Raw genomic sequence first — 15,611 nt, 5'->3', positions numbered from 1 at the left:
GGATGAAACAAAATACCCTGCTCCGTGACGGTCGCGGAACAGGCCGTCTTTTTGCTGCGCCCCCATTGATGCCGCTGCGCGAAAAGGACATGTGTGCCTTTCGAAATGACAAGGAGTTGCCAAGATGCTGAAACAGGTTGTTCTTGCGGCCGCTGCCGCTGCGGGCTTTGCCGGCATGGGTTTTGCCCAGGAGGCTGGAAGCCTGCGCGTGGGCATGTCCGGCGGTTATTTCCCCTTCACCTTCGTGCGCCAGGACCAGCTCCAGGGCTTCGAGGTCGACGTGATGGAAGCGGTCGGCGAAGAGACCGGGCTCGACATTACCTTCGAAACCATGTCCTTCTCCGGCCTGATCGGCGCGCTTGAGGCGGGCCGCATCGACACCATCGCCAACCAGATCACCATCACACCCGAACGCGAGGCGAAGTTCGCCTTCACCCAGCCCTACGTTATTGACGGTGCCCAGGTGGTGACCAAGAAGGGCAACGGCGAGATCGAAAGCGTCGATGACCTCCGCGGCAAGACCGTGGCGGTGAACCTCGGCTCCAACTTCGAGCAGCTGCTGCGCGAGCTGCCCTATGCCGATGAAATCGACATCCGCACCTACGAGTCCAATATCGAGCAGGACACCGCACTTGGCCGCGTCGATGCTTTTGTGATGGACCGCGTCTCCTCGGCGCAGGTGATCAAGGAAAGCCCGCTGCCGCTGCAGCTGGCCGGTGCGCCCTTCTCGGAGATCCGCAACGCGCTGCCGTTCCGCGACGACGAGGAAGGCCGTGCGCTGCGCGACAAGGTGGATGCGGCGCTGACCACCCTGAAGGAGAACGGCACCCTGACCGAGATCTCCCAAAAGTGGTTTGGCAGCGACATCACCAAAGCGGAGTGATCTGATAGATGCGGGCGCTCGACCTCGACTACATGCTGGGGCTTGTGCCCGTGATCCTGGGCTACCTGCCACTAACCATGTTTATGGCGGTGGCGGGGATGCTGCTTGCACTGGTGCTCGCGTCGCTTTTGGCGGTCGAGCGCGTCTTCAAGGTGCCGGGGCTGGACCCGCTGGTGGTGCTGTTCATCAGCTTCTTCCGCGGCACGCCGCTGCTGGTGCAGCTGTTCCTTTTCTACTACGGGCTGCCGCAAATGCTGTCGTTCCTGACCCAGATCAACGGCATCACTGCCGCGGTCATGGGGCTGACACTGCATTTCTCGGCCTATATGGCGGTAAGCATCCGCGCCGCCATCGTCGGCGTCGACCGCAGCCAGTGGGAGGCGGCGCAGTCGATCGGCATGACCCAGGGCCAGATGATGCGCCGCATCGTCCTGCCGCAGGCGGGCCGCATCGCCGCACCGACGCTGGTCAATTACTTCATCGACATGATCAAGGGCACCTCGCTCGCCTTTACCCTCGGCGTGACCGAGATGATGGGCGCGGCGCAGAAGGAGGCTGCGGGCAGCTTCCTCTACTTCGAGGCCTTCCTGGTTGTGGCACTGATCTACTGGGGGCTGGTGGAGCTGCTCAGCCAGGGCCAGAAGCGGCTCGAAACCCATCTGAACAGGGCATACGCACGATGATTTCCATTCGCGGACTGACCAAGCGGTTCAAGGACAATGTGGTGCTCGACAGCCTGGACCTGGAGATCGGCAAGGGCGAGCGGGTGGCGGTGATCGGGCCTTCGGGCACCGGCAAGTCGACGCTGCTGCGCTGCCTCAACTTCCTCGACCAGCCGGATGCGGGGCAGATCACCATCGGCGACGCCTCGGTCGATGCCGCCAAGGCAACCAAGGCTGAGATCCTGGCCCTGCGCCGAAGCACCGCCTTCGTGTTCCAGAACTATGCGCTTTTTGCCAACAAGACGGCGAAGGAGAACATCATGGAGGCGCTGATCACCGTGCAAAAGCGTCCCCGCGCCGAAGCGGAGGCACGGGCCCTGCAGGTGCTCGCGGAGACCGGGCTCGCGGACAAGGCAGATAGCTACCCTGCGGCATTGTCCGGCGGCCAGCAGCAGCGCGTCGGTATCGGCCGGGCCATGGCGCTGGGGGCAGAGCTTATGCTGTTCGACGAGCCGACCTCGGCGCTGGACCCGGAATGGGTGGGCGAGGTGCTGGACCTGATGCGCAGCGTCGCCGAGCAGAAGCAGACCATGCTGATCGTCACTCACGAGATGCAGTTCGCCCGCGAGATTGCCGACCGCGTGATCTTCATGGAGGGCGGCCGAATCGTCGAAAGCGGCCCGCCGCAGCAGATCTTCGACGCGCCGCAGGATCCGCGCACCCAGAAATTCCTGCGCCGGGTCATGCAGTAGCCGCGGCAGGCACCGAGCCTCGCGAAGACTCTGGCCCCTGCCACATACTGCCGGCGCGGAACAAGGCCGAAGGCCGCCGCGCATCGCCGCCGCGCCCCCACGCGGCGGCGATTTGACTGAGGCCTGGGGTGCCCTCGACAACTCGTACGGACTCGGCCGGGATAAACTGCCAATTACTGCCGTTTGGATCGCCCCCGCGCGCGCCGCCGACGCGCGGCTACTCTCTTTGGAGCGTGCGCTTGCTGCATCCTCTCCCGCCAGGCTAGACCTGTGGCATGACCGTGCCTTTCCGCCCCGCCGCTTCCCGAGGTCCGCATGCTCGACGTTCTCTCCGACCGCACCTACCGGCACCTGTTCCTGGCGCAGGTGACAGCGCTTCTGGGCACCGGGCTTGCGACCGTTGCGCTGGGGCTGCTGGCCTTTGAGCTGGCGGGCGGCAACGCGGGGCTGGTGCTGGGCACGGTCTTCACCATCAAGATGGTTGCCTATGTCTTCATCGCGCCGGTCGCCGGAGCGCTCGCCGCGCAGGTCGACCGCCGCCGCCTGCTGATCACGCTGGACGTGGTGCGCGCGGCGGCGGCGCTGGCGCTGCCTTTTGTCACCGAGGTCTGGCAGGTCTACGTGCTGATTTTCCTCTTGCAGGCGGCCTCGGCCGGGTTCACGCCGGCGTTCCAGGCCACGATTCCCGACGTGCTGCCCGAGGAAGCCCGCTACACACGCGCGCTGTCCCTGTCGCGCCTCGCCTACGATCTGGAAAATATCCTGAGCCCGGCGCTGGCGGCGCTGCTGCTCGCCCTGATGTCCTATGACAGCCTGTTCCTGGGCACCGTCGCGGGGTTCCTGGCCTCGGCGCTCTTGGTGGTGTCGGTAGCGCTGCCGAGCCCCACGCCCGCAGAGCGGCGCAGCATCTGGGGGCGGACCACGCGGGGCATCCGCATCTACCTGGCGACGCCCCGTTTGCGCGGACTTCTGGCGCTGAACCTGACGGTTTCGGCCGCCGGGGCGATGGTGCTGGTGAATTCGGTGGTGCTGGTGCGCGGCTATCTGGGGCTGGAGGAGACCGCGCTGGCCTGGGCGATGTTTGCCTTTGGCGCCGGATCGATGGCGGCAGCGCTAGCCCTGCCACGGCTGCTTGACCGCGTTGCGGACCGCCCAGTGATGCTGGCGGGTGCAGGCGCTCTGATTGCTTCCCTGCTTGGGCTCGCCGCCATGACCGCCGTGGCAGGGTTGAGCTTCCCAGCCCTGCTCGCCGCCTGGGTGCTCGCCGGGCTGGGCTTTTCTGCAGTGCTGACGCCCTCAGGCCGGCTGCTGCGGCGCTCGGCCCATGCCGGCGACCGGCCTGCGTTGTTTGCCGCGCAATTCGCGCTGTCACATGCCTGCTGGCTGATCTGCTACCCGCTGGCGGGCTGGCTGATGACCAAGGCAGGCACCCTGCCGGCGCTTTTGGGGCTGGCGGTGCTGGCGGCGGTTGGTGTCATCGCCTGCCTGAACCTCTGGCCGCAGGACGATCCGGAGGAGGTCGAGCACACCCATGCCAACCTGCCGCTTGACCATCCGCATCTGCAGGGCCGCCGCACCCACCGCCATGCGCTGATCATCGACGAGCACCACCCCCGCTGGACCACGAACTTCTGAAGCTGAGGGCTCAGGTGGTGGGCACGATCCAGTGCGGCCGGATCCCCGAGCGCGCAATAAACGGCGCCACGTCTCGGCCGCGGAACAGCCCGTGGCCGGTGATGAGAACGGTGCCGATGCCTGCTGCCGCGCCACCCAGAACATCCGTGTGCAGCGTATCCCCCACCATCGCGATCCGGTGCCGCGGCAGGTCCCCCATCAGGGCCAGTGCGGCCGAGAAAGCGTTGCCGAAGGGCTTGCCGTAGAACTGCGCCCCGGCACCGGTCTGCGCCGCGACCTCCTGCGCGGCGTATCCGGGCTCCGGTGACAACCCCGCCTCGCGCGGCGCAGCCAAATCGGGGTTGGCGACGATCAGCGGGCGCGGATTTGCCCTGAGCGCCGCCGCCAGCCGCGCGGTGTCTGCCTCCCGCCAGCGCGCGGTGGAGAGCAGCAGGAAGCCGCCGGCCTGGTTCCAAAGCGACGGGTCGTCCGCCAGCTGCGCGATGGCGCCGGGATCCGGCGCATCGGAGAAATCATCCCCTTCTGCCGCCGCTGCTGCCCAGACCAGCCCCGCGGGCAGCCGGGGCAGCGCGGCAAAGGCTATGTCCCGGCTGGAGACCACCTCAGACGCGGTGAAATCGAAGCCCAGCCGGTGATACTTGGCGAGGATCTCGGGCTTGGTGTAGCTGGCGGCATTAGTCAGGACCACCAGCCGCTTGCCCTGCCCGCGAAGCCACGCCATGCGCGCGACAGCGCCTTCGATGGCGGTCTCGCCGCGGTTCAGCACACCGAACGCGTCGAGGATATAGCCGTCGAAGTGATCGGCGGTGCCGGAGAGGTCATCCGCTGCGCGCGACGACGCCGGATACTCCGCCCTGGGGAGTTGCGGGCGCAGCGCCTCGTAACGCTCGAAGGCCCAGTCCGCGTCCAGCGGGGCGCCGCTTGATGTATTGATCATGGTTCAGCCCGCGTGCGCCGCGTCGCCTTCGGCGCTGCGCCAGTTCAGGCCCCGCTCCAGCAGGATGCGCTGGACCCGGCCCGGGTAGTCTGTGACGATGCCATCGGCGCCCGCCTCGATCATCGCCTCGATATCCGCGCGCTCGTTCACCGTCCACACCGTGACCGGCAAGCCGAGAGCGTGCGCTTCGGCAACCAGTTCCGCTGTCACGTCCGCATAGTAAGGACACCACATCTGCCCGCCCGCCTGCGCCACCGCAGCGGGAAGGGTGAGGCCGCTGGCGTGTAATTCCGCACCCGTGGGCGCGCCCTCCTCGCCGGTGTCCCCGGCGCCGGCAACCTGGCTCAGGTAAGACGTAGGCATCTCCGGCGCCTGGCGGCGGCATTCATCCAGCAGCAGCCAGTCGAAGCTGTGCAGCACCGTGCGCCCGGAAAGATCGCGGGCGCGCACCTCCGCCACTACCGCGGCAACCTGACGGATGCGGGCCGCGGGGATGTCCGCGTCCTGCGGGTTGGTCTTTAACTCCAGCAGCAGGGAGACACCTTGGTATGCGGGCTCACAGACCAGATCCAGCAGATCCGCCAGCCGCGGGATGCGCACCCCGCTGAGGAAGGCTTGATCCGGGTAGCGGCGCCCATACTCGGAGCGGCTGTCGAGGCCGCCCGCGTCATAGGTTTGCAGAATCTCCAGCGGGAGCTTGCCCACTTCCGGCTCCTCCCCTGAGATCCAGCCGCCGCCCGGCTCCCGCACCGCCGCCCGGGACAGCGCGTGGTTGTGGGTGATCACCGGGATGCCATCGGCAGAGAGGACCACGTCGAACTCCAGCGCCTCCACCCCGATGTCCATGGTGAAGCGGAAGCCTTCGAGCGTGTTTTCCGGCATCACCCCGCGGGCGCCTCGGTGGCCAACTACCCGTACCACGCCCGCGCCGCCGCGGTAGGCGGCAAGCTGGGGAAAGCCGCTCACGATGCCACCCGGCGGCCGGACTGCGGATCGAAGAGGTGAAGGTGCTCGGGCGCAGCGGAAAAGCGCAGCACGGTGCCCGCCCCCGCCCGCACGTGGCCGGGCATGCTGGCGACACATTCGCTGGTGGTGCCCGCCAGATGGCCATGCACCAGAGTGACTGAGCCAAGCTGCTCGCAGAGCTGCACGGTGATCTCCACCGCGCCAGCCTCATCCGGGACCAGATGTTCGGGGCGCAGACCGAGCGTCACATTGCCCTGTCCGGCAAACCCGCCCGCCAGGCGGCTGCCGTTTTCCAGCGTGACCATGCCGCCCTCCACCTGCGCGGGCAGGAAGTTCATCGCCGGGCTGCCGATGAAGCCTGCGACAAAGATCGTCTCAGGCCGGTCGTAAAGCTCGATCGGGGTGCCGAACTGCTCCACGTAGCCGCCATTGAGGACCATCAGCCGGTCGCCCAGCGTCATCGCCTCCACCTGGTCGTGGGTCACGTAGATCGAGGTCACGCCGAGCCGCTGCTGCAGCTTGCGGATCTCCAACCGCATCTGCACGCGCAGCTTGGCATCAAGGTTCGACAGCGGCTCGTCGAACAGGAACACCTGCGGGTCGCGCACGATGGCGCGGCCCATGGCGACGCGCTGGCGCTGGCCGCCCGACAACTGGCGCGGCTTGCGGTCGAGGTACTGGCCGATCTCCAGGATCTGCGCGGCCTCCTCGACGCGGCGGTCGACCTCGCTGCGCGGCAGCTTGCGGATCTTGAGGCCATAGGCCATGTTCTCGCGCACCGTCATGTGCGGGTAGAGCGCGTAGTTCTGGAACACCATCGCGATGTCGCGGTTGGCGGGTTCAAGACCGTTCACGACCCGGTCACCGATGTGGATCTCGCCCGAGGTCACGCTTTCCAGCCCCGCGATCATGCGCAACAGCGTGGACTTGCCGCAGCCGGAGGGGCCGACGATGACGACGAACTCGCCATCCTCGATGGCGCCGCCAACGTGGTGCAGGACTTCGGTGTCGCCGTAGGACTTCACCAGATCCTTGAGAGTAATGGTTGCCATTTCTGTTTGCCTATTTGTCTGTCTCGGTGAGGCCCTGCACGAAGAGCCGCTGCATGGCGATGACCACGAAGACCGGCGGAATCATCGCCAGGAGCGCGGTCATCATGATGATGTTCCACTGCGGCGACTGCTCGGCCGCCTCCAGCATCTGCTTGATGCTCATCACGATGGTGGTCATGTCGGTGTCGGTGGTGATCAGGAGCGGCCAAAGGTACTGGTTCCAGCCATAGATGAACAGGATCACGAACAAGGCCGCGATATTGGTGCGGCTGAGCGGGATCACGATGTCCCAGAAGAACCGCATCGGCCCGGCCCCGTCGATGCGCGCACTTTCCAGCATTTCGTCGGGGATGGTCAGGAACACCTGGCGGAACATGAAGGTCGCCGTGGCCGAGGCAATCAGCGGGATTGACAGGCCCCAGTAGCTGTTCAGCATGCCCAGATCCGCAACCACCTCGAAGGTCGGCAGGATGCGTACCTCGACCGGCAGCATCAGGGTGATGAAGATCATCCAGAAGAAACCCATGCGGAACGGAAATTTGAAGTACACGATGGCAAAGGCCGAGATCAGCGAAATCGCGATCTTGCCGATCGAGATCATCATCGCCATCGCCAGCGAGTTCAGAAGCATCCGCCACACCGGCGCTACCTCAGTGCCGGAGAGGCCCGCGCCGAACAGGGTCTGCTTGAAGTTCTCCCAGAAGTGGCTGCCGGGCAGCAGCGGGATCGGCGCCTGGGTCATGCGCACCGCGTCATGGGTGGCGGCAACGAAGGTGATCCAGATCGGCAGGGCGACGATCACGATGCCGAGGATCAGCACCAGGTGGCTGATCAGGGCGAGGATGGGGCGGTTTTCAACCATCAGTACTCGACCCTTCTTTCAACATAGCGGAATTGGACGACGGTCATTGCGATCACCATCACCATCAGGATCACCGACTGCGCGGCCGAGCCGCCGAGGTCGAGCCCGACAAAGCCGTCGTTGAAGACCTTGTAGACCAGGATCGTGGTAGAGTTGGCGGGGCCGCCCTGGGTCACCGCGTGGATGATGCCGAAGGTGTCGAAGAAGGCGTAGACCGCGTTGATGACCAGAAGGAAGAAGGTCGTGGGCGACACCAGCGGGAAAATGAAATCCTTGAACCGGCGCACCGGGCCCGCGCCGTCGATGGCGGCAGCCTCGATCACGCTGCGCGGGATCGACTGCATGGCGGCAAGGTAGAACAGGAAGTTGTAGGCGATCTGCTTCCAGGCCGAGGCAAAGATCACCAGCGCCATCGCCTGCGAGCCGTTCAGGTAGTGGTTCCAGTCCACCCCCACGAAATCCAGGATATAGGGAAAGATCCCCAGCGTCGGGTTGAACATGAACACCCACAGCGCGCCAGCCAGAACCGGTGCCACAGCATAGGGCCAGATCAGGAGGGTGCGGTAGGTGGTGACGCCGCGCACGACGCGGTCGGCAAAACCCGCCAGCACCAGGGCGGCGGACATCGACAGGAGCGCCACCGCGGCGGAGAAGAAGATCGTGCGGCCGAAGGTGGCAAGATAGAGGTCATCCTCGAACAGCAGCTCGAAGTTCTCGAACCAGACGAATTCGGTCGAGAGGCCAAACGCATCCTCGATCAGGAAGGACTGGTAGACGGCCTGGCTGGCAGGCCAGATGAAGAAGACAAGGGTGATCGCGATCTGCGGTGCCACCAGGAGGAAGGGCAGCAGCGACGCTGGAAAATGGACGCGTTTGAGCATGGGCGGTTCGGGGGGTCTCTTGAGCGCAAAACACCCCGGAGGCGGTGAGCCCCCGGGGTGCGCGGTGTGCAAGGGTTACTTGGCGGAGCGTTCGAACTTGCGCAGCAGCGCGTTGCCGCGCTCTGCCGCAGTGTTCAGCGCCTCATCCGCGGATTTGTCACCCGCCCAGAGCGCTTCAAGCTCCTCGTTGATCACGTCGCGGATCTGCACGAAGTTGCCGAAGCGGATGCCGCGCGAGTTCGGCGTCGGCTCGTTCAGGCTCAGCTGCTTGATTGCGGTGTCAGTGCCGGGGTTCGTCTCGTAGAAGCCCTGCTCCTTGCTCAGCTCGTAAGCGGCGGTGGTGATCGGAACATAGCCGGTCTCCTGGTGCCACCAGGCCTGCACCTCAGGGGAGGACAGGTAGGTCATGAACTTCGCCAGGCCCTTGTAGTCCTCAGCCTCGTGACCGGACAGCGCCCAGAGCGTCGCGCCGCCGATGATCGAGTTCTGCGGAGCGTCGGCGATCTTGGTGTCGAGCGGCAGCATGGTCTGGCCGAACTCGAAGTTTGCCTGCTCCTTGATCGAGCCGTAATAGGCCGAGGAGTTCATCCACATGCCGCATTCGCCGTTGGTGAACAGCGGCAGGCTGTCGCCGCGGCGGCCGCCGTATTTGAACAGGTTGCCCTCGCTCATCGAGGCGATGTCATCCAGCCGCGCCGCGACCTTTTCGTTGTTGAACTGCAGCTCGGTGTCGAAACCGGCAAAGCCGTTCTCTTTGCTGCCCAGCGGCAGGTCGTGCCAGGCGGAGAAGTTCTCCAGCATCACCCAGGACTGCCAGCCGAAGGACAGGCCGCAGTCCATGCCGTTATCGACCAGCGCCTGTGCCGCGGCCTTCACCTCGTCCCAGGTCTTGGGCGGCTCGACTCCCGCGGCTTCCAGCGCGTCGGCGTTGTACCACAGCACCGGGGTTGAGCTGTTGAACGGCATCGACAGAAGCTCGCCTTCGGGGGTCTGGTAGTAGGAGATCACGGCCGGCAGGTAGTCGGACTTGTCGAAGTCCTCGCCCGCGTCCTTCATCATCTGCTCGATCGGGACAATTGCGCCCTTGGCGGCCATCATGGTGGCGGTGCCGACCTCGAAGACCTGCACCAGGTGGGGCTGCTCGCCCGCGCGGAAGGCGGCGACAGCTGCGGTCATGGTTTCGGTGTAGTTGCCCTTGTAGGTGGGCACGATCTTGTATTCGTCCTGGCTGGCGTTGAAATCCGCCGCGATCTTGTCGATCCGCTCGCCGTTGGTGCCGCCCATGGCGTGCCACCACTGCAGCTCGGTCTCCGCGGCCGCCATGCCGGCGGTCACGCTCAGCGCCAGCACGCTGGCAATTGCATTCTTCGAAATAGTCACAGCTTCTCTCCCTCGGGTTTATGCCGGGGAGCATTTGGCAGACGGAGATATAATTCAAGTGAAAATTTCATGACAGCTTCATAACAAAATGCTATGCGCAATCCAAACCCAGCATATAAATTGGTCAGGCAAAGCGGGAGAACGCCTTGAAATTCACCTTGCGGCAGCTGGAAGCCTTCCGCACCGTCGCGGAATCCGGCAGCGTTACCAAAGCAGCGGAGAAACTGGGGGTGTCGCAGCCGGCGGTCAGCCGGCTGATCTCGGACTTTGCGGCCTCGATGGACCTGGAGTTGTTCCAGCGCCGCCGCGGCATACTGGAGCCAACCAGCGATTCCCGGCATTTGCTGGCGGAGGTGCGGCGCATCCTCAGCGGTCTCGACCACCTCGAAGATCTGCGCCGCGACCTGAAGGAGCGCACCGGCGGCCATATCCGGGTGGCCTGCCTCCCTGGCTTTGCCACCAGCCACCTGCCCAAGGTGCTGGCCGGTTTCCTGAAGGACCGCCCCGGGGTCACGGTGACGCTGGAGCCAGACCGGCCGGAGCGTATCCTGGAGTGGATCATCGGAGAACAATACGACTGCGGCATTACCGACGGCTTCTCCGGCCATCCAGCCACGGAGAGCCGGGACATCTTTATCCGCTCGGTCTGCATCCTTCCTGAGGGCCACGCGCTGTCGGAGAAAGCCGTTATCACGCCGGTGGACCTTGCGGGCGAGAAGATCATCCACACCCGGCGCGACAGCCGCTTCTACCACCGCCTCTCGCGGGCTTTTGCCGCCGAAAGCGCGGAGATCAACAGTCTGGTCGAGGTGCGCCAGTTCACCGCCGCCTGCACGCTGGTGCAGGAGGGGCTGGGCGCCTCAGTTGTGAGTGCGCTTGATGCCGAAGGCTTCCGCGGCAAGGGCATCGTCATCCGCCCTTTCGAGCCGCAGATCCACCACCGGCTGTCCATCCTGCACCCAAGCTCGGTCAGCGTGCCGCCGGTGGTGCGGGATTTCATGGACGTTTTTGTGGACAGCCTTGCGCCCTTCGTGGCGGAGGCGCCGGACCCGGGGTAATTCCGTGCCTCAGCCCGCCTCCCGCTCCTGCTTGCGCGCCAGCTTGGCGGCGAGGTTGAGGCCGACGCCAGGCCGCGACCAGGGGCAGACCGCAATACAGATACCGCAGCCATGGGTCTGGTTGAAGAACGGCAGGCAGCGGTCGAAATCCACGTACCACTTCTCCTCGCCGCGCACCGTCTGTTTCGCGGGGGCGATGGCTTCCGGCGGGCAGGCGTCCTCGCAAATCCGGCAGCTGGCGCAGAAACTGTCGATGCCGTGGTCCTGCTGCTGCGTCGGGGCCATGGGCGCATCGGTCAGCACCGCGGAGAGGCGGAAGCTGGCACCCAGTTCCGGGTTGATGATCGAGCCATGTTTCCCAAGCTCGCCAAAACCGCACGCAAGGGCCGCAGGGATCAGGGTGATCGCGCCAGACATCGGGCCCGTCACCGGCTCCGCTGCCCAGCCCTGCTGCCGCAGCCAGCCCGCTACCTGCTTGGCCGCCCCCGCGGCGCGGCCGTACTGACGGATGACCTCGGCTCCGGCCTCTGGTTCCGGCGCCTTGGCGATCTCGGCGTAGTCATGCTGCACCCCCAGCACAATGATCCGCGACTGCGTGACCTGCTGCCCCTCGAACACCCAATCCGCCCGCATCTCCGCCACGCCTGCCATTTCGCAGACACCGGTGGCGGTGAAGTCTTGCAGGGCCGCGGTCCACTCTTCCGGCCCGCGCTCAACCGGCTCGCAGGCGACGGGCGGGATCTTCCGCTCCAGGATTCTCTGCCGCGCCTGCCGGGCCGCGGTGAGCGCGGGATGGTCGGGCGCCACGGTATAGAACCACCGCTGCATGCGCCCGTGCGGGATCTGGTCCGGGTCGGGCGCCCAGTAGACATGCCGGGGCCGCCGCCGAGCCGCCTCCCCCAGCCCGTTAATCGCATTGCCGGACACGTCAGGCGCCAGCCGCATCTGTTCCGGATCGGGATGGAAAGGCCGGTATGGGGAAGATCTGGGCATGGTCCGCCTTGCAACTGCTGGGGGTGACAGGCGCCAGCCTAACAGCTGGCGCAGAGTGCGCAACGGGGGGCCGGACACGGCAAAGCGGGACGCAAGCCGCCCCGCCTGCTCCCTTTTCCGGTTTCCGGTATCAGCCGGCGAGCCGGTCCTGAGTGAAATCCTGCCCCCCCCAATGGTCCCCTGCTCCATCCGGCACTGCCGCGATTGCGGCCGCCTTCTGCGAGGGTTTGAAGGCAGCAACCAGCTCCGCCAGTTCGGCCGCCGCCTGCTTCAGGGTCTGGCCCTGCTCGCTGGAGCGTTCCACCATGCTGGCATTCTGCTGAGTAACGCGGTCCAGCTCGGTCACGCCCGAGTTGATCTCGCTGATCGTTGAAGCCTGCTCGCGCGAGGATGCCGCAATCTGCACCGCCAGCTCCGCCACCTGCTGAATCTTTTCGATGATGGTGCCGATCGCCTGGCCCGCTTCGTCCACGAGGCCGACACCGACTTTCACCTTGTCGGAGCTTGCATCAATCAATCCCTTGATTTCATTCGCAGACTTCGAGGACGCCAGCGCCAGATTGCGCACTTCCGATGCGACGACCGCAAAGCCGCGGCCGAACTCACCCGCCCGCGCAGCCTCCACGCCAGCGTTTAGTGCCAGCAAGTTGGTCTGGAACGAGATCCCCTCGATCACGTCGTTGATTTCAGAGATTTTCGCGGCCGATTCGTCGATCTCCCGCATTGCCTCCACAGCACGCTGCACAATTTCACCGCACCGCAAGACTTCCGAGCGGGTGTCGGAGACGGTGTGCTCCACATCCGATGTCTGTTGGGTTGCAGCCTTCACATTGGTGGTGATCTGATCCAGCGCCGCTGCGGTCTGCTCCAGCGTCGCCGCTTGGGTTTCGGTGCGGCGCGACAGGTCGTCGGTACCTTGCGCCATTTGCGCGGTCTGGTCCTCGATCCGGCCTATGGTCACCAGCACCCGGCCGATCAGGTCATCGAGCGACTCCGCGGTTTTGTTGAAGTCCGAGCGCAGGGTCACATATTCCTCGCTCATGTCGCGGTTGATCCGGTGCGACAGCAAGCCCTGGGCCAGGTTATTGAGGCCCGTGGCAAGCTCCTGCACCACCGCGGCCTGCTCCTTCGCGGCCTCACGTGTTTGTGCTTCCAGCGCGGCATTGGCGCGCATCGCCTGGATGAATTCACCTACGGCACCAGCCAGGCGGCCCAGCTCGTCGCGGCGGCGCTCCTCCGGAACCGGGCTGTCCATATCGCCGTCGCGCAGGGCGCCAATTCGGGCGATGATCTTGTCCAGCGGCCGGGTGACCGAGGCGGCGGAGAAGAAAACGATGAGGGCCACCACAAGGATGACCGCCAGGCTGATCGCGGCCGATTGCAGGTAGAGCGATTGGATCGTCGCCTGCACCCGGCCGTTGTGGAAGCCCATGACAATCTGCGCCACCTCGCCGCCCTCTTCGTGGGTGACGGGGAATTTCACATAAGCCAGCTGGTCAGTCTCAAGGCTGAACTCGGCCTCTTCCGCCGCCAGCAGGTCCGCAACCGGTGCCACCCATTCCGCACGCCGGCTGTCATCGACAAAGACCTCGGCAAAGGTGTCGCCCTCCACCAGCACTTGCGCAAAAAGCGCATCCTGCATTTCGGTCACGCCCATGAGCGCGCCTTCAGCGCCTTCGCTGTCGAAGTCCCAGACCGCGGCCGCCACCGGCGGCGCAACAAAGGTCTGCGCCAAGTTCACTTCGCTTTCAAAGGCTTCGAGCAGCGCCTTGCTGTGTTTTGACGCCCAGAAGACAGTATAGGCCGCATTCGAAAGCACGATACAGGCGATGATCGGCAGCAGCAGCCGCTTCTTGATCGTCATCGCGAACAACTGTTTGGTCAGGCGTCTCATGATCCGCTCCAGATTTCGTATGGCCATGCCCGGACCGGGCAGGCAGGGACCGCGCGGCTGCCCGGGCCGCCAGCAGGAAGCCGAGGCCCGGGTGACTTTGCGGTCAGGTCAGGCGCCCGGAACGCCGGGCGCGAGGTCAGTAAGACATGTAGTTGTCGCCCAGCGCGCCGCGGTATTTGTCGGTCCAGCGGGTGTTGATCTCGGCAATTGTGCCGTTGGCCTCCAGTTCCGAGAAGCAGCGGTCGAAATCCGCTGCCATGGCCGGATCGCGGAAGCTCATTCCATAGGGAGTCGGCGCGAAGATGGCGCGGAACTCGATCGGCTGGCTGGCGTCGACACCGGCGGAGCTGCCGGCTTCCTGCAGCTGGCGGGCAAACTCGGCAAACAGCATGCCGTCGCCCAGGATGCCGTCCACGCGTTTGCCGTAAAGCAGCTTGCTCTGGGTCTCCTGGTCAGCCATCTCACGGTAGGACTTGAAGGCGCCGGTCTGGCCCGACAGGCCCGGGATGATGTTGGAGGCGCCCTCGAAGGCCACGATCTTCATGCCCTTCAGGTCCTCCAGCGAGCCCACCTCGGCGCCTGTGTCGCGCAGGAAGGACACGCCGTTCTGGTAGGAGACATAGGGCGAGGTCTGCGCGCCTGCCATTGGCATGCCCACCGGCACCGTGGCCACGGCGTCGCCCGCACCGCCCTCGAAGGACTGCCAGTGGCGGGTGAAGGGCTGGATGGTGAATTTCGCGCTGTGGCCGCATTGCTCCAGCGTGGCGGAGATGATCTCGGCCTCGCGGCCTGATCCGTCCTTGTTCACCATGGGCGGCAGGTCGCCGACCAGAACCTCGACCTCGGCGGCGAAGGCCGGGGCAGAGTACGCCGCAACCGTGGCGCAGAGAAGCGCTGCGAAGGAAATCTTCATTCTGTATTGCTCCTGAAGTTGTTTTCCGGAGCAGGCTATTTGCGGTGTGTTAATTGTCCGTCACCAGCCCATTACGAACGTGTCCTAGAGATGCCCCTGCCCTTCCGGAGGCTGAAAATCGAGCCTCCTCGCAAGCCGGGAATACCGGTTCCAGGACACGCATCGGGGTTTGTCAATTCAACCTGAAGGAAGAATTATTGCGTTTACATGCAACAACTTAACCCGCACCTCCTGGACGCGGCATCGACGCCCAGATCTGCTCCCCACGTGGCAGTAATCAGCTGCTGCCCGGGCACCTTCCCCAATGTCCGGCATGTGCCCGGATCGGCGCATCCCCTGCTGTTTTCTTGCGCGAAACCCGACCTTAAGTGATTCTTTTTTTCCAGAATCGCAAAACTGCACCGTTTCCGTTGCACCCCGCGGTTGCGCTGAAGGACAGGCCCGGAAAGCCGCCACCCGCAGCGGCTGCGAACGCGCCGCAGCCACGCGATCAGCTCCAGCCCCTCCCGCTCGCTTAACGCGAGTGCGGCGGCGGTGACTGCGAGCGAGTGCCGCGGGCAACGACAATAACAGTGACCGGCCTGCATCGCGGCCGCCGCCGCCGCGGCTTGCAGCAGACCGGATGGCCCGCCATACTGTGGCCCTGGCCGCAGATTTCCGCGGCAGTTGCCGCAGGAGACGCCGCCGCCATGAGAACCGCCCCGGGCCGCCGGACTGGTCCCATTTCCCGCCAGCGCGGCGCC

General features: G+C 65.3%; 14 protein-coding genes. 5 read left to right on the top strand and 9 right to left on the bottom strand.

Features of this window, described 5'->3' with window-relative positions; all coding sequences use genetic code 11:
* Positions 1–124 precede the first annotated feature (124 nt).
* From ACOHWE_RS14015 to ACOHWE_RS14000, 4 genes are all read left to right on the top strand, one after another.
* Complete coding sequence (locus ACOHWE_RS14015; RefSeq protein ID WP_420667236.1) at positions 125–883, top strand: amino acid ABC transporter substrate-binding protein; 759 nt, start codon at positions 125–127, stop codon at positions 881–883.
* Between the two features lie 8 nt (positions 884–891).
* Complete coding sequence (locus tag ACOHWE_RS14010; protein WP_420667235.1) at positions 892–1,566, top strand: amino acid ABC transporter permease; 675 nt, start codon at positions 892–894, stop codon at positions 1,564–1,566.
* Positions 1,563–2,297, top strand: coding sequence for an amino acid ABC transporter ATP-binding protein (locus tag ACOHWE_RS14005; protein WP_420667234.1), 735 nt, complete (start codon positions 1,563–1,565; stop codon positions 2,295–2,297). The genes ACOHWE_RS14010 and ACOHWE_RS14005 overlap by 4 nt, the downstream gene beginning before the upstream one ends.
* 315 nt (positions 2,298–2,612) lie before the next feature.
* On the top strand, positions 2,613–3,932 hold the full coding sequence (locus ACOHWE_RS14000; RefSeq protein WP_420667233.1) for an MFS transporter: 1,320 nt from the start codon (positions 2,613–2,615) through the stop codon (positions 3,930–3,932).
* Between the two features lie 10 nt (positions 3,933–3,942).
* Here the strand turns inward: ACOHWE_RS14000 and ACOHWE_RS13995 are convergent, their stop codons facing one another.
* From ACOHWE_RS13995 to ugpB, 6 genes are all read right to left on the bottom strand, one after another.
* Positions 3,943–4,869: an HAD-IIA family hydrolase gene (locus tag ACOHWE_RS13995; protein WP_420667232.1), complete on the bottom strand. Its 927-nt coding sequence runs from the start codon at positions 4,867–4,869 to the stop codon at positions 3,943–3,945.
* Between the two features lie 3 nt (positions 4,870–4,872).
* Complete coding sequence (locus ACOHWE_RS13990) at positions 4,873–5,835, bottom strand: glycerophosphodiester phosphodiesterase family protein (protein WP_420667231.1); 963 nt, start codon at positions 5,833–5,835, stop codon at positions 4,873–4,875.
* The gene (locus ACOHWE_RS13985; RefSeq protein WP_420667229.1) at positions 5,832–6,887 is read right to left on the bottom strand and encodes a sn-glycerol-3-phosphate import ATP-binding protein UgpC; all 1,056 of its coding nucleotides are present in this window, start codon (positions 6,885–6,887) and stop codon (positions 5,832–5,834) included. Before ACOHWE_RS13985 ends, ACOHWE_RS13990 begins: the two co-directional genes overlap by 4 nt.
* A gap of 10 nt (positions 6,888–6,897) precedes the next feature.
* A complete protein-coding gene (gene ugpE / locus ACOHWE_RS13980; protein ID WP_420667228.1) occupies positions 6,898–7,749 on the bottom strand; it encodes a sn-glycerol-3-phosphate ABC transporter permease UgpE in 852 nt (283 codons plus the stop codon).
* Entirely contained in the window at positions 7,749–8,630 is an 882-nt protein-coding gene (gene ugpA / locus ACOHWE_RS13975) for a sn-glycerol-3-phosphate ABC transporter permease UgpA (RefSeq protein WP_420667227.1), read from the bottom strand. The genes ugpE and ugpA overlap by 1 nt, the downstream gene beginning before the upstream one ends.
* 75 nt (positions 8,631–8,705) lie before the next feature.
* The gene (ugpB, locus tag ACOHWE_RS13970; RefSeq protein ID WP_420667226.1) at positions 8,706–10,010 is read right to left on the bottom strand and encodes a sn-glycerol-3-phosphate ABC transporter substrate-binding protein UgpB; all 1,305 of its coding nucleotides are present in this window, start codon (positions 10,008–10,010) and stop codon (positions 8,706–8,708) included.
* A 146-nt stretch (positions 10,011–10,156) separates the two neighbouring features.
* Here ugpB and ACOHWE_RS13965 point away from each other — a divergent pair, with 146 nt between their 5' ends.
* A complete protein-coding gene (locus tag ACOHWE_RS13965; protein WP_420667225.1) occupies positions 10,157–11,068 on the top strand; it encodes a LysR substrate-binding domain-containing protein in 912 nt (303 codons plus the stop codon).
* A 9-nt stretch (positions 11,069–11,077) separates the two neighbouring features.
* On the opposite strand, the gene ACOHWE_RS13960 is transcribed toward ACOHWE_RS13965, so the two are convergent.
* The 3 genes from ACOHWE_RS13960 to ACOHWE_RS13950 form a co-directional block, all read right to left on the bottom strand.
* The gene (locus ACOHWE_RS13960; protein WP_420667224.1) at positions 11,078–12,061 is read right to left on the bottom strand and encodes a 4Fe-4S dicluster domain-containing protein; all 984 of its coding nucleotides are present in this window, start codon (positions 12,059–12,061) and stop codon (positions 11,078–11,080) included.
* 130 nt (positions 12,062–12,191) lie between these two features.
* On the bottom strand, positions 12,192–13,955 hold the full coding sequence (locus ACOHWE_RS13955) for a methyl-accepting chemotaxis protein (protein ID WP_420667222.1): 1,764 nt from the start codon (positions 13,953–13,955) through the stop codon (positions 12,192–12,194).
* Between the two features lie 136 nt (positions 13,956–14,091).
* Positions 14,092–14,868 (bottom strand): substrate-binding periplasmic protein, encoded by a 777-nt coding sequence (locus ACOHWE_RS13950; RefSeq protein WP_420667221.1) that lies wholly within the window; start codon positions 14,866–14,868, stop codon positions 14,092–14,094.
* Positions 14,869–15,611: the final 743 nt, after the last annotated feature.

The sequence above is a fragment of the Cribrihabitans neustonicus genome, assembly GCF_048820895.1.
GTDB classification, from domain to species: Bacteria; Pseudomonadota; Alphaproteobacteria; order Rhodobacterales; family Rhodobacteraceae; genus Cribrihabitans_A; species Cribrihabitans_A neustonicus.
This window is presented reverse-complemented; position numbering and strand designations above follow the sequence as displayed.